Below are 17,060 nucleotides of genomic sequence, written 5' to 3'. Positions count from 1 at the left end.
AGACAATAGAAGTGGTTATTTTTATTCTACTATAAATGCCGATTCGATTGGCAATGCGTCCTACCGGTGGCGGGGGCGGCGGCGCTTATTATCGCCATATTAAGTCAGGTTATTTTCAACTCACCGCAGGGGAAGAGATTGAAATAGTCCCCGCCACGCCATTATTAGTCCGTCGGGAAATCACCATCCAAGCCGACAATCCTTTTTCTATTCGGTGGGTAGGGTCTGATTTATCCTTACCTGTTTTTGAAAATGGCTTCTACTCCGATGGGAGTGATGGAGGGATTGGTGTTTTAGCAAGCAGCCCCACAACTCAGATTCTCTCTATCTGGGTGCGCCAAGATACGGAAATTGACTACAACATAGGAAGCGAAATAGAGGACGATATGCCTATCCCAGATTTATCAATTAGACCGTTTATTTCCTTAGATTCCAATATAAACAAACTTCCATCGTTTATAAGTTCTGATTCTCAAGTTAATTATGATGACGTAGATACTTATAATAGGTTCTGGGGAACGTGGACTACAACAGAGGGAGCAGTTAGAGCCTGGCAATTTGATGTTTTTTTGCCCGGTAAACAATATGTTTTTAATATTACCAATAATCTTTATGCATACATTGGGAATGACGGAATTTCTACGTCTGTTATCAAGGAAGGAACTAATATCGAGATTTTACTATGTCCTCGTGAAACCATGTGGATGGCAATATCTCAAGTTGCATTGTTTTCTAATGTTTTCAGTTCACATATTGACATAGATAATCTTGAAAAATGGATAACAAATCGATGCTCTGTTATTACAGTTCCTGACACAGGGGGAGCTTTTAATCTGACTCCTACTCTGTCTCGCTATATTTTGCTGTTTAAAGCTGAAGGTTCTTTTTTAGCTCCCGGATTAGGACTTTGCCGTTGCATTTACACGCCCAACAGCACAGACCCAAAACAAGGGGGAGAATTTGAGATAACGCAGTTTTCACCATGGGAGGATTGGTAAATTCACAAAAATAGGGGAGAGTATTACCGGTTAGTAAACAAATATAGAGAAGGCTGATCCGATCGCTCGCCGCCAAACTTTCCCCCAAGTCGGCGCGAAAACTAATATTCTCCCCGCCCGAACCCTACAATAGTCATATAGGTAAGCCGATCGCTTTGCCTCGTCGGCTAGGCAACTGGGGGAAATTCCCTACAGACACGAATTCATGAAAAAAAACCGCATTGGTAAAGCATCAATCATTCCTGATGCGATCGCCGACAAGATAATCAAACGCTGCAAATATCCCTGGCAACAAACTCTACTTTCCATAATGAGATACACCGGGGAACGGGTGGGAGCCGTTAGGTTGTTGCAAGTTTCTGATGTCTACGCCGATGGCAGTTCTCAGATTGCCTTGCCGGAGATTACTTTTAGGTCAGAAACTAGGAAGCGATCGGCTGGGAAAGATGCTGGGGTGAGACAGGTTCCCGTCTCCCAAAAATTGAGAGAAGTTCTGAGAACCTACCGACCTGGTGGTAGTGTCTGGCTTTTTCCTAGCCCATCCGACCACAGTTCACCGGTGACAGTTCAAGCGATCGACTCTTTCCACAGAAAAGCGATCGCTCAACTGGGTTTACAAAATGAGGGTTACTCGCTTCACAGTTACCGCCGCACTTTCATTACCAAACTTTATAACAAGGGAGTCAATACCAGAACCATCATGGCTATCACAGGTCACAAATCTATGGCATCTTTGCAGCGCTACATTGATGCTGATCCTCAAAAAATCCGAGACGCGATCGATGAAATCTAAGGCAGTCGATGACTTAAGGTTGCCAGACATCAGAGGAAAGTGGGTGCTACTAGCCAAACACAGATCGAGAAGTAACTGCCCTAGATTCCGCCAATTTTAGCACTAAACCGGGCTGCTTGGTATTTTGTCTAAAACATCAAAGACTCTTACACACAGCCAACGGCGCTAACCATTTTACAGTAGCAAATAGCGCTGTTTAGGGTTGGAAAATGCTCATTAATTTTTCTGTAAAATCATAAAATTTTTCGGGGGAGTAAAGTCTCCCCCTGTGGAAAATTTAGGAGTTGCTATCTGGGGATTTCCAACCACCCGATTTAAGTGCGGGAAGTTTTTCTAGGATAGCTTCGAGAGACAAGCCGGACTCGATCCACTGTTCTACTTGGTTGGCGATCGCTTTAGCTTTTTCCGATAGATGGGGGCCGGCAAGGTAACAAACCTGCTTTTTTCCCCTATATAGGTAAGCATATTTATTCCCGTTGGTGTCTTGGGCGGTTGACTTAGCTTTCCAGCGAACAGTTAGGCGATCGCTCTGAAAAGTGTTCACCGGGGATAAATTTTCGTCACCCAGGGTGACGGCTATCCATCCCAAATACTTAACCTTACCTTTCTCGCGTAACCTTTCCAGAGACTTGACTACACGAGACACCGGGATATCAGTGGATTGAGCGAGTTGTTTGTGGTCTTGATTGGGACAGTCCCTAAGATGTTTCAAGACAGCCATATCATCCCAAAAAGGATCGAATGGTTCTACACTTTCAGAATCCGTCACCCAGGGTGACGGAATTGAGAGGGAAAGCTGCCCCGGTGACTTAGATTTTCCCTTCATCGGCCTGACCCCCTATCATCATCTTCCCCAGGTATCGTTCGACTATTTATAGCCAAAAGTATCGATTGTGAGTTTTTGGCTATGCTGCGAACCAAGAAAAGCCTCGCTAGAAAGGGACGGTTTTCATGAATTAGGGCGATCGCCACATCAAGATAACGGGCGACTTGGCGGAAAGCTGCATAATTCCTCCCGATAAGGTCTCGAAGTTCCAGCACTTAGGACTGAAGTTCCAGCACTTAGGACTGAAGTTCCAGCACTTCTGGGGGAACGCTTGGGATTGTGTCGGTCGGGTTATGAGCGATCGCGCGTAACGGCGCGTTTAAATTTTTAACTTTTGCGTCACCCAGGGTGACGGAATCGGTGACTTTATGAGCGATCGCCTTTTCACCGGTGACAGTTTGAGGGTTAGAAAGATGTTGTGCCATGGATTGTCTATTTGTTGAGGGTTTAACTGCGTGCCAAAATAGAAAGCACCCCCCGTGGGCACGAGGGGCGCTCAATTTATTTAGAGACCTGTTGGAGAATCTCCTGTCGGATGTTCTCCATTTGTTTTTTCATTTGAGATTGATAGTCTCGGTTTGCTTGCAGTCTTTGCTCTAATCGAGCCTCATGGCTTTTGACATACTCATGGAAACCAGCAAACAACTCCTCCAACAGGTCTAGAATTTTCCCGCCTGTTCCGGGGACACTTTCCCCGCTTGACTGGAAATTATCCCCCTGGCAATCTGTTCCACCAATTCGGACCGATTCAGATTTAGCTCCATAGCCATCTGATCCAGTAGCCCGACAGCTGTTTCCGTTAACGTCATCGAGACTGACTTCTTGTTTTCCCCGTACAGTGTGCTGCGGGTTTTCCATTATTCGAGCGCGATAGGTAAAAAGCCGGATGTTGAGAGCGGGGAAGCTGGTAGATTTATGCGATCGCCTTGGGGTTGGTCAGGCGATCGCAAAAGCACACCCTATATATAGGTAAAAAGCCTATGGTCAAACCAAAAGCCGAGGCCGCCAATTCGCCTAGCGGGTTTCACCGCCTGGACAAAAAACATCAGCGGATTTTCCTGGTCACTTGTTTGGCGAGGATGAAAATTCTCTTTGCGCGTGGGTCGATTTGACACGAGAGGCAGTCTCTTTCTTGAACTGTTTAATTAAAGCCAAAATGGAAATTGATAACACCATTACTCACCTAAGAGTTATCGATTTTATCTCTAATGATGAACGATTCCAAAATGTGCATAATTATGCAATGCAGCTTGAAATGTATCACAATCAAATTTATGCAGACTTGGAATATACACTATCAGCTTTAGAAGATCTAGATTTCACCGCCTGATGAGTCCTAGCCGGTAAAGGACGAAACTTTCCCCTTACACCTGGGGGGAAGTCGCGGATAACCGGGTGATTCCCACCGCATTGATGACTAGCCCCCCCGAATTGAAATGGGAGGTTTCCCTCCCCAACCTGTTACTGGGGGCAGAAGTCAATAATTGCTTCTAGCCGGGTTCCAACCCCGGTTAGATTCTAGGGAGATTTGTTCCCCCAGATAGAATGGGCGAGAGCCGTAACAGCTTCGTGGGAACGATTAACCACAACACTAGAGGTTAAAAATGAATAGTTTAATTGTAGGCCTTGATGTTAGCTCATCGTGGTGCGATGCCGTGTGGCTAGAATTTATGCCAGCGGGTGCGTTGCGGGATTTTTACGAGTCTCCCGCATTTGCTGAGTGCCACCGAAAGCTAGAAGCAAATGCAAAGTCTATCCAGTTTCTTGTGTCTTTGGAGCCGTCTGTGGTGATATTAGAGCCGACCCGAACTTATAGCAGATTCTGGATTGACTGCTTACATCGGGAGGGAATCCCTGTGCTGAAAGTAGATCAGACGATGATTAAGGACACTCGGAAAAGCTATGGGGGAACGTCTAACAAGTCTGACCCCTACGATGCTTTGCTCATGGTTGCCACATACTTCCAGCATTACCAAATTGCCTACGATCGCAGGTATTGGGTAAGGGAGCGGCCGCCAGAAGTAGCGAAAATTGAACAATGCCTAAGAGATATTGGGTCATTCAACAAGCCCCGCACCCAAACGATAAACCAAGCCAAGTCTCGACTGGTCTATGAGTTTCCAGCCAAAGCAAAAGTTAGAGTTAAAAAAGAATCTGGGAAATTAGACCCGGACAAACTGCCTGCGTGGTGGGGTTGGGCTTGTGGCTGGACTTCCCAAGGTAGTTGGGAAATTCCCAAAGGGATTAAAACCAAGTTTGACAATGAATACGCGAAGGCGATCGCGGCGGGGGAAGGCACGGGGATTAGTGAAGTAACAGCGCGACTAGCCCAACAGATTTGTATGTGGCATCAGTCAGAGGCAATGGTAGAGCAAGAGCTACTAAGCTATCTGAACCTACCAGAGTTTGATTGCTACCATCGGGTGTTTGACAAGTTTGGTTTTGGCTGCCGGGAACGAGGCTGGCTACTTACTCGGTGCGTTCCGTTTGATGAGATGTTTAAATGCCTTCCCAAGTCTAAGGCTATGAGACGATTTCGACAGCTTTGTGGTTTGGGGGCTACTCAAGTGCAATCTGGAAAGGCTGATACTCGTAGTAGTTTTACGGGAAGTAAAGAGACGCGATCGACCTTGCATCAGTTTGTTGTCCGGGCAATCGAGAGGGGGACTCATCGCGAACAGAAACCGGGTGGGGGTGCGATCGCGACAACCCCCTACGATTGCCTACCAAAATCTCCAGAGGCTCATTCGCTTAGAGTTTATTGGGTAACTAGAGCATACCACAAAGGGAACAAAGTGTCTGGGGCTGCGCTCAAGGCTGCCAGGAATGCCACATCCAGGAAACTAGCTGAGACGCTTTTTAAGGCTCTCTGGGATATGCGGTAATAATCCCCATAGAATTAGCTTAATTGCCCTGTACCCCGATCCAATTCCCTAGGTCGGGGTTTTTATTGGTGAAAGTTTGGGAATAAGATAGAAATAGGTTGGCGACTCCGTTGGCTTGTATCAGACCATCAATTATTTGATGGCATTCCCCCCGTTACCCGGCTGATAATGTTCTGAATATCTAGGCTATTGTTAAATAAGGCGATGCTACCAGTGCTAAGGGAAAATTCCCCGAAGCTATGAAAGAGGTTATTTCCCGCTTGGGTTCCACCTTCGATGTTGATAACATTACCTTGGGGAGTGACTATACTATTTTGAGGTAGGGTTCCATCTGGTCTAATCTGGGCGAGTGCGGGTGATGATAACGTACACAGGTTAAAATACATGGCACAAGCCATTAAACCAAGAAACCCCGGTTGATAGTAAATTTGCTGTGGTTGCTGTGATTTTTGCCTCAACACTTTAACACTCGTGCAGATTCAACCCTTTCTGCTACCCAATTTTAAACTATCAGGACTTTTTTTCGCTCTAATGTCTGTATCTAACTCTATCCAAATCATAATATGTCATAATCGGACCTGTCGTAAACAAGGCGCAGCCAAGGTTTTACAGGCTTTTCAGGCTGCCAATTTTTCCGTCGGGGTCATTACTCCTAGCGGCTGTCTGGGGTCCTGTGGTAATGGGCCGATGGTTTTGGTCTTACCGGAGCAAGTCTGGTATGATCACGTTACACCAGAACAAGTCCCCAGTATTTGGGCATCTATTGACAGTTAACAGTTGAAAAATTGACGATGGATATTTTAGAGATTTTACAAGAAGAATTATTGACCAATACCCTATCTGATTATTTAATCGCTTTTGTGATTATTGTGTTGGGTATTTTAGCCATCAGAGTCATCGAACAAATGATTTTGAGGCGGTTAAAACTCTGGGCGGTTAAAACCAATAGTCGGTTAGATGATGCCTTGGTGAAAATTGGGGATAGAGCCCTAATCCCCCTGGCTTATGTGGCTATATTTTATGTGGCAATCACTAACTTATCATTGCACCCAATTCTCGGTAATTTAATTAATGCGATCGCCTTAATTTTCTCCACCTTTTTAGGTGTGAGGCTGGTGGTATCCCTCGCTGAATATGCTATGCGGTTATACTGGTTAAATCGTCGAGACATAGAAACCGTAGACCGCGCCCTAAATGCCCTATTGCCAGCCATTCGTACCGCCGCCTGGGTATTAGGAATTATCTTTGTGCTAGATAACCTCGGCTTCAATATTTCCGCCGTGGTAGCGGGTTTAGGAATTGGGGGTGTAGCCATTGCTTTAGCCTCCCAAGGAGTCCTACAAGACCTATTTAGTTATTTCTCCATCCTGTTCGATCGCCCTTTTGAAATCGGCGATTTTATCGTAGTTGGGGACATGGCGGGAAGCATTGATTATGTAGGGATTAAAACCACCCGCATTAAAAGCATAAGTGGCGAACAAGTAGTAGTTCCTAATACCAACCTCACCGCCTCTCGTATTCATAACTATAAACGCATGGAAAGGCGGCGGATACTGTTTAAAATTGGTGTCATATATGAAACCAGCCAGGAGAAACTACAACAAATTCCCGCCCTCATTCGAGAGATTATCGAACCTATAGAAAACACCCTATTTGACCGGGCGCACTTCTCAAGTTTCGGAGACTTTAGCCTAGACTTTGAGATTGTTTACTATGTTCTCAGCAGCGATTATGCCATGTATATGGATATACAACAGCGGATTAATTATCAACTAAAATCTGCCTTTGAAGAAAGGGGGATTGAGTTTGCTTATCCAACTCAAGTTACCTATTTTGATGGTCTGAATAGCCCCAAAAACAGCCCCAGCCGTGAACCTCTCAGCCAGATTTTGAACCCTTAGAATAAAAAGCGCCCTCACACTTCCCCAAAATTCCTTAAACCGGAATTACAGAAAAGTAGTTATCAGTTGACTGATGCCATTGCCAATTGTCATGTTAACAGCTATAATGGTATACTTGTACTGTTCCGAGTTTGTGCATCCAAACTTTTATCAACTATGGCAACCAAGCCAACGATCGCATTTTCCCATTTAGGTTGCGAAAAAAATCGCATCGACACCGAACACATGATCGGTTTATTAGCCGAAGCCGGATATCAAGTAGACTCCAACGAAGAGGCTGCTGATTATGTGGTAGTGAATACCTGTAGTTTTATTGAATCAGCCAGAGAAGAGTCCGTCAACACCATAGTTGAACTAGCCGAAGCCCATAAAAAAGTAGTGATTACTGGGTGTATGGTGCAACACTTCCAGGAACAATTACTTGATGAACTTCCCGAAGCTGTAGCAGTAGTAGGAACCGGAGATTATCATAAAATTGTTAATGTAATTAATCGGGTAGAAAAAGGCGATCGCGTCTCGGAAATTTCTGCCGACCCCACCTATATTGCTGATCATACCGTCCCCCGTTATCGGACAACCACGGAAGGGGTCGCTTACCTACGCATAGCCGAAGGGTGTAACTATCGGTGCGCCTTTTGCATTATTCCCCACTTGCGAGGAAATCAGCGATCGCGTACCATTGAATCAATAGTTACCGAAGCCAAACAATTGGCAGATCAGGGAGTCCAGGAATTAGTGTTAATCTCCCAAATTACCACTAACTACGGAACCGACATTTATGGTGAACCAAAACTCGCAGACCTGATCCGCGCCTTGGGTAAAGTTGATGTACCCTGGATCAGAATGCACTACGCTTACCCCACCGGACTAACTCCTAAAGTCATTGATGCGATCACCGAAACCCCCAATTTTCTCCCCTACCTAGACCTACCCCTACAACATTCCCACCCGGAAATTCTCCGCGCCATGAACCGTCCATGGCAGGGTCAGGTTAATGACCATATTATTGAGAATATTAAAACAGCTATGCCTAATGCTGTAATTAGGACTACTTTTATTGTCGGTTTTCCGGGAGAAACTAACAGCCACTTTGAACACCTCCTCAAATTTGTGAAACGCCACGAATTTGATCATGTTGGTGTTTTCACCTTCTCCCCCGAAGAAGGAACCCCCGCTTATACTCTGGATAACACCGTATCTCAGGCGGTAATGGACGCGCGACGGGATGCACTAATGCAGGTACAACAGCCAATTTCTCTCAAGGGTAACCGCCAGTGTATTGGTGAGGTGGTGGATGTTTTAGTTGAACAAGAAAACCCCTCTACAGGGGAGTTCATAGGGCGATCGGCTAGGTTTGCGCCGGAAGTCGATGGCTTAGTTTATGTGGAAGGAAACGCCCGTTTAGGGTCCTTAGTTTCTGTGAAAATCACCGATGCTGATATTTATGACCTCTATGGTCACACCGTAGAAAATTGACTTTCTCCCCCTCTCGCCAGAGGGCGGGTTTATGAGTCTTCTCGCCGAGAGATTTAATTGACACCTGTCGCCAGAGGGCGGGTTTATTAGTCTTCTCGGTGACAGATTTAATTGACAGCAGAACCCGCCCCTACGAAATTATCAATTATCAATTATCAATAGAGGGCGGGTTTATTAGTCTTCTCGGTGACAGATTTAATTGACAGCAGAACCCGCCCCTACGAAATTATCAATTATTAATTATCAATTGCTGTAGACTTTCGACAAAATCAGGGTAGGAAATAGCCGCAGCTTCGGCGCGATGAATAGTAGTAGAACCCTTGGCATTTAAAGCAGCGATCGCCAAACTCATAGCCATACGATGATCCGTGTCACTGTCCACTTCAGCCCCCCGTAAAGGGAAACCGCCAGTAATTTCCAAGCCATCAGGTAACTCCGAAATTTTCGCCCCCATTTTCGTCAATTCCGTAGCCATAACCGTAATGCGATCGCTTTCTTTAACCCGCAATTCCGCCGCATCTCGGATCGTAGTAGTCCCCTCTGCAAAAGCCGCCGCCACTGCCAAAATCGGAATTTCATCAATTAACCGAGGAATCAAATCACCCTTAATTTCACAGGCTTTTAATCGCGAGAAACGGACTCGTAAATCTGCCACAGGTTCCCCCGCCACAAGCCTTTCTCCTTGGGATTCAATATCAGCCCCCATCATAGCCATAGCCTCCAAAATCCCCGTCCGGGTGGGATTAACCCCCACATTTTCGATGGTTATATCCGAACCCGGAACAATAGAAGCCGCCACCAACCAGAAAGCAGCCGAACTGATATCACCAGGGACAATCACAGTTTGACCCTGCAATTTAGCCGGTCCGAACACCGTCACGCTGTTAGTGTCTGGATTCACTGTTAATTGCGCCCCAAAAGCCTTTAGCATTCGTTCCGTGTGATCCCTTGACAAGGCAGGTTCCGTCACGGTTGTAGCCCCTTCTACCATCAATCCAGCCAATAAAATGCAGGACTTGACCTGAGCCGAAGCGATGGGGGAATGATAATGAATCGGTTGGAGTTGTTGGCCACGAACCGCCAGAGGAGCCAAAGAACCCGATCGCCGCCCCCAAATAGTCGCCCCCATTTGGGTGAGAGGTCTAATAACCCTATCCATGGGTCGTTTTACCAGGGAACTGTCGCCTGTGATAGTAAAGAGGCGATCGGGGTGAGAAGCCAAAATCCCCAACATTAACCTCATGGTAGTGCCAGAATTGCCAGCATCAAGGACGCGATCGGGTTCCTGTAAATTACCGATACCACAGCCTTTGACCTTAATCTGTTGTGAGTTCAACTCCGAAATTTCTGCCCCCAACCCAGAGAAACACTCAGCCGTGCTGCGAGGATCTGCGCCTAAGAGTAAACCCTCAATGGTGGTAACTCCTTCTGCTAGGGCTCCTAACATTAAAGCGCGGTGGGAGATAGATTTATCCCCAGGAATGGTAAGGCTACCCTGGAGGGATAAACCGGAAGAGGGAGGGTTAATTTTGAGTTTCTGTTGGTTTTCTGTATTTTCTAGGGTGACAACTACAGATGGCATTAGGATAGATGTAGATAAGGATTGATATTCAAATCCTATCGCTTTAGGGGTCCTGAGTTCCCATCAGGACTGAAAATCCTATCAATTAACAAGATATTTTATGCTCACTCATCACCGCAAGCCTGTTAGTCTATCTTGGATTTCTACGGATTTACCACTGCGATCGCAAATTGAGACAGCGGCTACCTTGTACCAAAAAGACAAACAGCAGTTTCATTTTATCCTACAGGAACCAGATCTGTTAGACTATCAATCCGAGAGTCATGGCGATCGAGTCCCCATTGTACCGCCATGTCACCCACCCAGACTCCTGTGGTTGGAAGTGTCCCCCGCTCGTGCCGTCATGACTATGCAGGGGAACAGTAAATTTAGCTATCGTCATCTATGGCAAAAAGGGATGTACGGGCTCAGTCGTTATTATCTTCAGGGTCAGTCGGAGTCTTTACCGAATCAAATTCGCCTGCGAAATTTTACCCGCGACCTAACTTTAGTTGGTTATCCCCTGCCAGAATTTTTGCGACTGGAGTATGAACTTTGGTCGGAAAAATTGCGCCTAGGTAACTATGTTTTACTGCTAAAAATTCACCATTAATTAGTCGATTTCGGAGGACAATAAACTAGCATTTCCTGGGTTATATTATCATGGCGATCGCCTGCTTGCTGAGTCCTGATTGTGGCTTGGTGCATTTGTTGTTTGGCTTGTTTAAGTTGTTGTCGTCCTTGAAAGCTAACGGGGATAGTTTGTCCGGTTTCCAGCACCTGAGCCGTTTGGGTGAGACCTATGGCTATCTCCCGGAAACTCTGGCTATAACCATTTTGAAAAGTTTGTAATTCCTCGTTGTGAATATCTAGTTTTTCTACTTGGTTAGCGATGCCATCAAGTGCTACGGCTAACTGTTTGGTAGTCGCTATATCGTAGCGATCGCCTTGGGCTGTAATTAAGGAATTACCCCGGTGTACCACATCAATTAGTTTTTCGCATTGCCTAGCTTTTCGCGTATAACAGCCGCCCAAGAAAGTCGTTAACAGCAAGCTGAGTATTAAACACTTACCACGAGATAAAATCATCTGCGATCGTACCCTCCCATTGATGGGATTTGTTGATTAGTTTAACTGATACCTGGCTATTATTTCAAAAAACTACCCCCATGGCAAGACATCATAATGAAAATCACCCGGTTTCTGAGTCGGGGGGGTCAAGAAACCCGGTTTCTTTGAGAAACCCGGTTTCTCAGTCGGGGGGGGGTGAAGGCAGCAATTGAGGACTGCTGTCGGAGCCTGACTAGAGTCTAATTAATAATTAGAGACCTCGAAAACAGCTATAAATGACCAGATTTATCTACGACCAATTCACCAAACAATATATCCAGGAACTCTTAAAGCAATTAGGTGCAACTGAAACCAGCAAAACCATGGCTTCAGAAAGGCGAGAAATTGACATCTTTTTCACACCCCGCCCGGAAAATCTCGCCTCGGCTAGTAACCTAGGCTTATTGGGAAGATTAGCCACCACCAGTGAGGTTTTTGAGCCTTTTAGCAATCCTGTTAAACCCAGAGAAATTCGCAGTTGTCTGGTGAAGTTCCTAGATATGAAGGCGCAATGGGAACGCCAAGCCACTCGGGAAAAAAGACGGCTCGCTCCCGGAGAATCACCCCGGTTGTGGATTCTGACCCCCACCGTATCCCCTGCCATCTTAGCAGATTTTGGCGCTACCGTAGACTTGGAAAACTGGATGAGTGGGGTGTACTTTCTCCCCAAGGGACTGGAAAGCGCTATGACAGCTTGTTCATTAAATATGTGTAACAATGAATACCTATAACAACTTGGTGATCAACTAGGGCTAAACTCAATTCCAACTGGATTCACCCATGAGCCGTTATTCTGTTGCTTTTAGGAAAAAAGTGGTCACCGCCTATCAATTAGGCCAAGGCTCAATTAGGCAACTTGCAGAGCAATTTATGATGAGTCCTGCTACTGTTCATAGTTATATCAAAAAAATATCGAGAAACTCAAGATCTAACTCCTCAAAAGCCCGGGCTCAATCGTCCTAGCCAGCTATAATCTTATCGATACTTTATTATTCAGATGGTACAAGATTACCCAGATGGGACAGTTCGACAGTATCGAGAACATCTCCTAAATGAGCTGGATGTTTATGTCAGCGTCGGAGGAATGTGTGAATTCCTCAAAAAAGAAGAACTAACTCTTAAAAAAAAATTACCGGTCAGAAAAGGTAGCAACGGAAGAAGGTCAACAACAGCGATTTGATTACCGAGAGCGGGTGAGATATACCTCAAAAATGATATTCATTGATGAGACAGCTTTCTGGGTAGGGATGAGTCCCTCTATAGCGAGGAGTAAAAAAGGCAAAAAAGCATGATATTTAATACGTTTTTATTAAGACAAAAAATTACCTTAATTGGAGCCATAAGTATCGAATAATTGGTAGCTAAAAAAGCCATAGAAGGCTCTATGAAAGGTAAAGATTTTCAGGATTTTATTGAACAGGACTTGGTTCCGAGACTGAATCCAGGGGATGTCGTAGTTATGGATAACCTTAATATCCATAAAATGGAGGGCATTGAAGAAATGATCACTGCTACGGGAGCCAGAGTAGAATATTTACCACCCTACTCACCAGATTTCAATCCTATTGAAATGTTGTGGTCAACGGTTAAGTCAGTGGTCAGAATGTTTCCAACACGAGCAATGGAAGCACTAGAACAGTTAATTAAACTGGCTCTAATGCTGATGGAAATACGTTTAAGAACTGGTTTACTAAATGCGGTTACTGTACTAATTAAATATCGAACAAGCTGTAAGACTTCGTGGGCTGATTTGGTGTTGCGGTTGGGTTGGTTAAATCGGGTGGGCAGAGATGGACGCGGCGATAGTAGTATTTTGGCCTTTTATCATGCGACGTTTCAGGAGTATTTTGCAGCCTTGACGGTGGAGGATTGGGATTATTTTATGCCTCGGAATCATGTTAATTTTCCGGTGGCGGGGATGCGGTATCGGATTTTTGAGCAGCAGTGGAAGCAGGTGATTTTGTGTTGGTTGGGGCGTAAGGATATTAAGGCCCAGAAGAAGGAGGAGTTTATTCGGGCGTTGGTTGAATTTAAGGGTGGGGTCAGAGATTTTTATGGATATCAAGCCTATTTGCTGGCTGCTGCTGGGATTAATCAATTTAAGGCTTGTTCTCTGGCTACCGAGATGGTGCGGCAGGTGGTGAAGTGGGGGTTTGGTTATTTCAATACTGAAAAACAGGAATGGCGAACCTTTTTAGACCCCATCAAAGAAGCGGCGAGAGAGGTGATACCACAAACCATTAGACCCTTGGCGATCGCTGTATTGCTTGAAATTATCCGCACTACTGAGAATGAAAATAGCCGTAGGTGGGCGGCAGATAGTTTGGGGAAAATCGACCCAGGAAATCCCAAGGCGATCGCTGTATTGCTTGAAATTATCCGCACTACTGAGAATGAAAATAGCCGTAGGTGGGCGGCAGATAGTTTAGGGAAAATCGACCCAGGAAATTCCAAGGCGATCGCTGGATTGCTTGAAATTATCGGCACTACTGAGGATAAATTTACCCGTATTCAGGCGGCAGATAGTTTAGGGAAAATCCTCACCACACCTGAACAATATGCAGGAGTCGTCTCCGCCTTAAAAGACTGCCTCAGCGATGAAACCTACAGAGACAACTTTAAACGATTCGCTAAATGCTACAAACTCATCTGCAACTGTGCCGAAAACCTCCCCTATCCCGAATTTTATCAACCCTGGCACAATCTCCCCACCACCCCTCATCCCTAAGTGGAAGACAACACCTCCTTTATTCAACAGTGTAACCTCGCCCTTCTCCCCCAAATCCTCAACCAAGCCATCCAAACCCACCCCCTCAACTGCCAACCCATTTGCATCGATCGCAGCCGCTTCAGCGACCCCAGCAACCCCGCCTTGCCAATCTACACCACCTTGAAAAAAGCCGGTTGTCCCGCCAGTCCCGACGGTAAACCCGGTACCATTGCCGAATTACAAGCCTACTGCGAGGATGACCTCAGCGACCATCCAATTGCCCTCATCCTCTACGAAGAACCCACCGACTCACCCCCCATGGCGGTGGTTGTCCCCCAACCCCTCCCGGAGTGCCGATTACCGCAATTCCTAGAAAGCGACCCCGATTTGATTGCCCATCTCCTCCAGTGGTTGCAAAACTTGGCACGATGAACCGGTGAAATTAGCAGTAAATTCAATCCCTGATCATCGGACATGGCTCTGCTATAACCCGGTTGCGGGAAACTGGGCTATAATTGCTGTTGTTGGTGACACCAAAAGGCGATGGCAGCCACCCCTAAGTTACTACCATATTGATGACGCTTAGGTGTTCGGTTGTAGGGTATTTTTGCCCAGGGAAATCACTAATTGAATTAGGCGAGATATATGGGTGGGTTTAGCGATCGCCCAAATATTAATGCTGACACAAACCGCCGCCAAAAATAAGAGAATAAATGTGGGAGCCATCACCACACCGATCGCAAACCAAGTCCAAACATGAGCCACCAGAACACCAGCATATAAACTCGCCAATGCCGCCATCAATAATATTTGCTGCTGAGAACGTCCCACCGCTGTAAAGATCATGGTTTGCAGAGTAGCGATTAAATTCATCGGTACCAAGAAGGCGCAAATCATCCCACAGTTAGTCCGGGAAAATTCGGCGATATTACTGAAATCTAAAATCATGGTCATTTATAATGGTAGAACTTCCGAAAATATAGCTGATTTTTACTCCACAATCCTGAATCTTTGCCAAAATTTAATCATCTTTTTTCCGCAGGGCTGTTGTCCAAAAATTAGTGAACATCATCAGCATCGCACCTAAAAAAATTGTGGCAGCTAATCCCGCAGCGATCGCGGTTTCCCAATCAATGTTTTCCATAGAATGAATATCATGCTATCCGTGCCACCCATACCTTAGCACAAATACCCACCGCCAGAGAACGGGTAATCACCGACCCCATAGATTCTGTAACATATCTTAATATAGTAAACAGCAACACCTGAAGGACAGACATGGCTACAGAAAATCAAAAAGCACCTTGGGACATCAGTCGGTTTGTGAAAACCCTCAACTATTTTGGCGTAATTCCGTTTCTAGGTAGTTGTCGGTGGCTACAGAAGCTATTTGGGGGGGAAGCCAAGCCACCCAGTCCCCCCTCTGAAGTGGTCCTAGTCGTTGGCGCGACGGGGGGAGTAGGTAAGCGGGTGGTTAAACGCCTCCAGCAACAGGGTATCAAAGTAAGGGCCTTGGTTCGAGACCGGAAACGGGGACTAGAAATTCTGGGAAATAAGGTTGATATCATTGAGGCTGATTTAACCATCCCCGAAACCCTGACACCCCAAGTAATGCAGGACGTGACGGCAATTATTTGTTGTTCAGGAACCCGAGTCCAACCCGTAGAAGGGGATACCCCCACCCGCGAAAAATACTATCAAGGGATTAAATTTTATATGCCGGAGGTAGTTGATATTCCTGAATTGGTGGAATATAAAGGCATTCAAAATCTGATTAATGCTACCCCTAATACATTGCGGAATTTGGGTCAAAAAATTCTGTTTGACTTTACCAAGCCAGACGCTGAACTAAAAGCGACTTGGGGGGCTTTAGATGATGTGGTGATGGGGGGAGTTAGTGAAAGTTCCCTGCTACTAATTGGTGATGCTGCTTTATTTACGGGCAATGTTTCGACGGCTAATTCTGGGGGGTTTGTCTCTATCAGAACTCGGAATTTTGAACCCCCTTTAGATTTATCAGAATTTGCGGGAATTGAACTGCGTGTTAAAGGAGATGGCAAGCGTTATAAGTTTATTGCCCGCAGTGATGAAAAGTGGGATAGTATTGGTTATTGCTATTCCTTTGATACGGTTTATAATATTCCCATGACTATCAGGATTCCTTTTAAAGAATTGATTCCTGTGTTTCGCGCCAAAACCCTTAAAGATAATCCTGGTTTTAATCCTCAATCGGTCTATGCTTTTCAATTGATGCTGAGTAAGTTTGAATATGATGGGGAGTTAAACCCTAAGTTTGAACCGGGTATTTTTAAACTGGAAATTGAATCGATTAAAGCCTACGGAAACGCCGCTAAACCTCGGTTGGTGATGGTGAGTTCTGCCGGTGTGACTCGTCCGGGAAAACCTGGATTAAATTTAGACGAGGAACCTCCGGCAGTGCGGATGAATGACCAATTGGGAGGTATTTTAACCTGGAAATTGCGGGGGGAAGATGTAGTGCGATCGAGTAATATTCCCTATGCGATTATTCGCCCCTGCGCTATGACGGAAGAACCTGGCGGCGAGGCTTTGATGTTAGATCAGGGAGATACTATTAAGGGGAAAGTCAGTCGAGAGGATATTGCGGAACTCTGTATTAAGGCATTAAATGAACCATCTGCTACTAATGTGACTGTGGAGGTGAAGGCTTTGGCTAATGGCGATCGCCCTCAACATTCTGAACCAGAGTCGGGGTTATTTGCGACTCTCCAACCTGATTGAAGATTACCTTCCTTAAATAGTGAAAGCGGGCGATAATGCC

21 protein-coding genes and 2 pseudogenes are annotated in these 17,060 nt (G+C 45.6%); 13 read left to right on the top strand and 10 right to left on the bottom strand.

Annotated features, from left to right (window positions below):
• Window positions 1-35 precede the first annotated feature (35 nt).
• Both N39L_RS23505 and N39L_RS23500 read left to right on the top strand, forming a co-directional pair.
• Window positions 36-998: a hypothetical protein gene (locus N39L_RS23505; protein ID WP_014276553.1), complete on the top strand. Its 963-nt coding sequence runs from the start codon at window positions 36-38 to the stop codon at window positions 996-998.
• A gap of 205 nt (window positions 999-1,203) precedes the next feature.
• Complete coding sequence (locus tag N39L_RS23500) at window positions 1,204-1,791, top strand: tyrosine-type recombinase/integrase (protein ID WP_014276552.1); 588 nt, start codon at window positions 1,204-1,206, stop codon at window positions 1,789-1,791.
• A gap of 277 nt (window positions 1,792-2,068) precedes the next feature.
• Here N39L_RS23500 and N39L_RS23495 read toward each other — a convergent pair whose 3' ends face one another.
• From N39L_RS23495 to N39L_RS23480, 4 genes are all read right to left on the bottom strand, one after another.
• The gene (locus N39L_RS23495) at window positions 2,069-2,560 is read right to left on the bottom strand and encodes a winged helix-turn-helix domain-containing protein (protein WP_231851948.1); all 492 of its coding nucleotides are present in this window, start codon (window positions 2,558-2,560) and stop codon (window positions 2,069-2,071) included.
• A 53-nt stretch (window positions 2,561-2,613) separates the two neighbouring features.
• Window positions 2,614-2,832, bottom strand: a complete 219-nt coding sequence (locus tag N39L_RS23490; protein WP_014275993.1) for a hypothetical protein — start codon at window positions 2,830-2,832, stop codon at window positions 2,614-2,616.
• A 21-nt stretch (window positions 2,833-2,853) separates the two neighbouring features.
• Entirely contained in the window at window positions 2,854-3,042 is a 189-nt protein-coding gene (locus N39L_RS23485; protein ID WP_014276551.1) for a hypothetical protein, read from the bottom strand.
• Between the two features lie 76 nt (window positions 3,043-3,118).
• Window positions 3,119-3,475, bottom strand: coding sequence for a hypothetical protein (locus N39L_RS23480; RefSeq protein WP_014274810.1), 357 nt, complete (start codon window positions 3,473-3,475; stop codon window positions 3,119-3,121).
• A gap of 250 nt (window positions 3,476-3,725) precedes the next feature.
• On the opposite strand from N39L_RS23480, the gene N39L_RS23475 reads away from it, so the two are divergent.
• Window positions 3,726-3,947, top strand: a complete 222-nt coding sequence (locus N39L_RS23475; RefSeq protein WP_148261874.1) for a hypothetical protein — start codon at window positions 3,726-3,728, stop codon at window positions 3,945-3,947.
• 274 nt (window positions 3,948-4,221) lie between these two features.
• Window positions 4,222-5,502, top strand: coding sequence for an IS110 family transposase (locus tag N39L_RS23470; RefSeq protein ID WP_014274811.1), 1,281 nt, complete (start codon window positions 4,222-4,224; stop codon window positions 5,500-5,502).
• Window positions 5,503-5,630: 128 nt separating this feature from the next.
• Here N39L_RS23470 and N39L_RS23465 read toward each other — a convergent pair whose 3' ends face one another.
• Window positions 5,631-5,963 carry a two-partner secretion domain-containing protein gene (locus tag N39L_RS23465; RefSeq protein ID WP_006616327.1) on the bottom strand — a complete coding sequence of 111 codons (333 nt, stop codon included), beginning with the start codon at window positions 5,961-5,963 and terminating at the stop codon, window positions 5,631-5,633.
• 70 nt (window positions 5,964-6,033) lie between these two features.
• Here N39L_RS23465 and N39L_RS23460 point away from each other — a divergent pair, with 70 nt between their 5' ends.
• The 3 genes from N39L_RS23460 (at window position 6,034) to rimO (ending at window position 8,879) form a co-directional block, all read left to right on the top strand.
• Entirely contained in the window at window positions 6,034-6,276 is a 243-nt protein-coding gene (locus N39L_RS23460; RefSeq protein WP_006616328.1) for a (2Fe-2S) ferredoxin domain-containing protein, read from the top strand.
• A gap of 17 nt (window positions 6,277-6,293) precedes the next feature.
• Window positions 6,294-7,403, top strand: a complete 1,110-nt coding sequence (locus N39L_RS23455; protein ID WP_006616329.1) for a mechanosensitive ion channel family protein — start codon at window positions 6,294-6,296, stop codon at window positions 7,401-7,403.
• Between the two features lie 156 nt (window positions 7,404-7,559).
• Window positions 7,560-8,879: a 30S ribosomal protein S12 methylthiotransferase RimO gene (gene rimO, locus N39L_RS23450; RefSeq protein WP_006616330.1), complete on the top strand. Its 1,320-nt coding sequence runs from the start codon at window positions 7,560-7,562 to the stop codon at window positions 8,877-8,879.
• A gap of 229 nt (window positions 8,880-9,108) precedes the next feature.
• Here rimO and aroA read toward each other — a convergent pair whose 3' ends face one another.
• Window positions 9,109-10,461, bottom strand: a complete 1,353-nt coding sequence (aroA, locus tag N39L_RS23445; protein WP_006616159.1) for a 3-phosphoshikimate 1-carboxyvinyltransferase — start codon at window positions 10,459-10,461, stop codon at window positions 9,109-9,111.
• 100 nt (window positions 10,462-10,561) lie between these two features.
• Here aroA and N39L_RS23440 point away from each other — a divergent pair, with 100 nt between their 5' ends.
• A complete protein-coding gene (locus N39L_RS23440; protein ID WP_006616158.1) occupies window positions 10,562-11,053 on the top strand; it encodes a hypothetical protein in 492 nt (163 codons plus the stop codon).
• Here the strand turns inward: N39L_RS23440 and N39L_RS23435 are convergent.
• Window positions 11,050-11,529 (bottom strand): hypothetical protein, encoded by a 480-nt coding sequence (locus N39L_RS23435; protein ID WP_006616157.1) that lies wholly within the window; start codon window positions 11,527-11,529, stop codon window positions 11,050-11,052. The two genes, N39L_RS23440 and N39L_RS23435, sit on opposite strands and share 4 nt — an antisense overlap.
• A gap of 257 nt (window positions 11,530-11,786) precedes the next feature.
• Here N39L_RS23435 and N39L_RS23430 point away from each other — a divergent pair.
• The 4 genes and pseudogenes from N39L_RS23430 to N39L_RS23415 all read left to right on the top strand — a co-directional run.
• A pseudogene (locus N39L_RS23430) lies at window positions 11,787-12,239 on the top strand (hypothetical protein); the annotation flags it as partial.
• Window positions 12,240-12,330: 91 nt separating this feature from the next.
• Window positions 12,331-13,266: pseudogene (locus tag N39L_RS23425) on the top strand (IS630 family transposase).
• A gap of 166 nt (window positions 13,267-13,432) precedes the next feature.
• Window positions 13,433-14,278, top strand: a complete 846-nt coding sequence (locus N39L_RS23420) for a HEAT repeat domain-containing protein (RefSeq protein ID WP_373869265.1) — start codon at window positions 13,433-13,435, stop codon at window positions 14,276-14,278.
• Window positions 14,279-14,692, top strand: coding sequence for an NACHT C-terminal alpha/beta 1 domain-containing protein (locus tag N39L_RS23415; RefSeq protein ID WP_014276545.1), 414 nt, complete (start codon window positions 14,279-14,281; stop codon window positions 14,690-14,692). It begins immediately after the preceding gene.
• Between the two features lie 150 nt (window positions 14,693-14,842).
• Here N39L_RS23415 and N39L_RS23410 read toward each other — a convergent pair whose 3' ends face one another.
• The 3 genes from N39L_RS23410 to N39L_RS23400 form a co-directional block, all read right to left on the bottom strand.
• Complete coding sequence (locus tag N39L_RS23410; RefSeq protein WP_006618042.1) at window positions 14,843-15,214, bottom strand: hypothetical protein; 372 nt, start codon at window positions 15,212-15,214, stop codon at window positions 14,843-14,845.
• A 67-nt stretch (window positions 15,215-15,281) separates the two neighbouring features.
• Window positions 15,282-15,404 carry a hypothetical protein gene (locus N39L_RS23405; protein WP_014276543.1) on the bottom strand — a complete coding sequence of 41 codons (123 nt, stop codon included), beginning with the start codon at window positions 15,402-15,404 and terminating at the stop codon, window positions 15,282-15,284.
• 10 nt (window positions 15,405-15,414) lie between these two features.
• Window positions 15,415-15,540, bottom strand: coding sequence for a hypothetical protein (locus N39L_RS23400; protein ID WP_286131458.1), 126 nt, complete (start codon window positions 15,538-15,540; stop codon window positions 15,415-15,417).
• Between N39L_RS23400 and N39L_RS23395 the strand changes: the two genes are divergently transcribed.
• Window positions 15,539-17,020, top strand: a complete 1,482-nt coding sequence (locus N39L_RS23395) for a CIA30 family protein (RefSeq protein ID WP_006618043.1) — start codon at window positions 15,539-15,541, stop codon at window positions 17,018-17,020. The genes N39L_RS23400 and N39L_RS23395 overlap by 2 nt on opposite strands.
• The last annotated feature ends 40 nt before the right edge of the window (window positions 17,021-17,060 follow it).

The organism is Limnospira platensis NIES-39 (assembly GCF_026000695.1).
Classification (GTDB): domain Bacteria; phylum Cyanobacteriota; class Cyanobacteriia; order Cyanobacteriales; family Microcoleaceae; genus Limnospira; species Limnospira platensis.
Note: the sequence above shows the minus strand (reverse complement) of the source record. Positions and strands in the feature narration are given on the sequence as shown.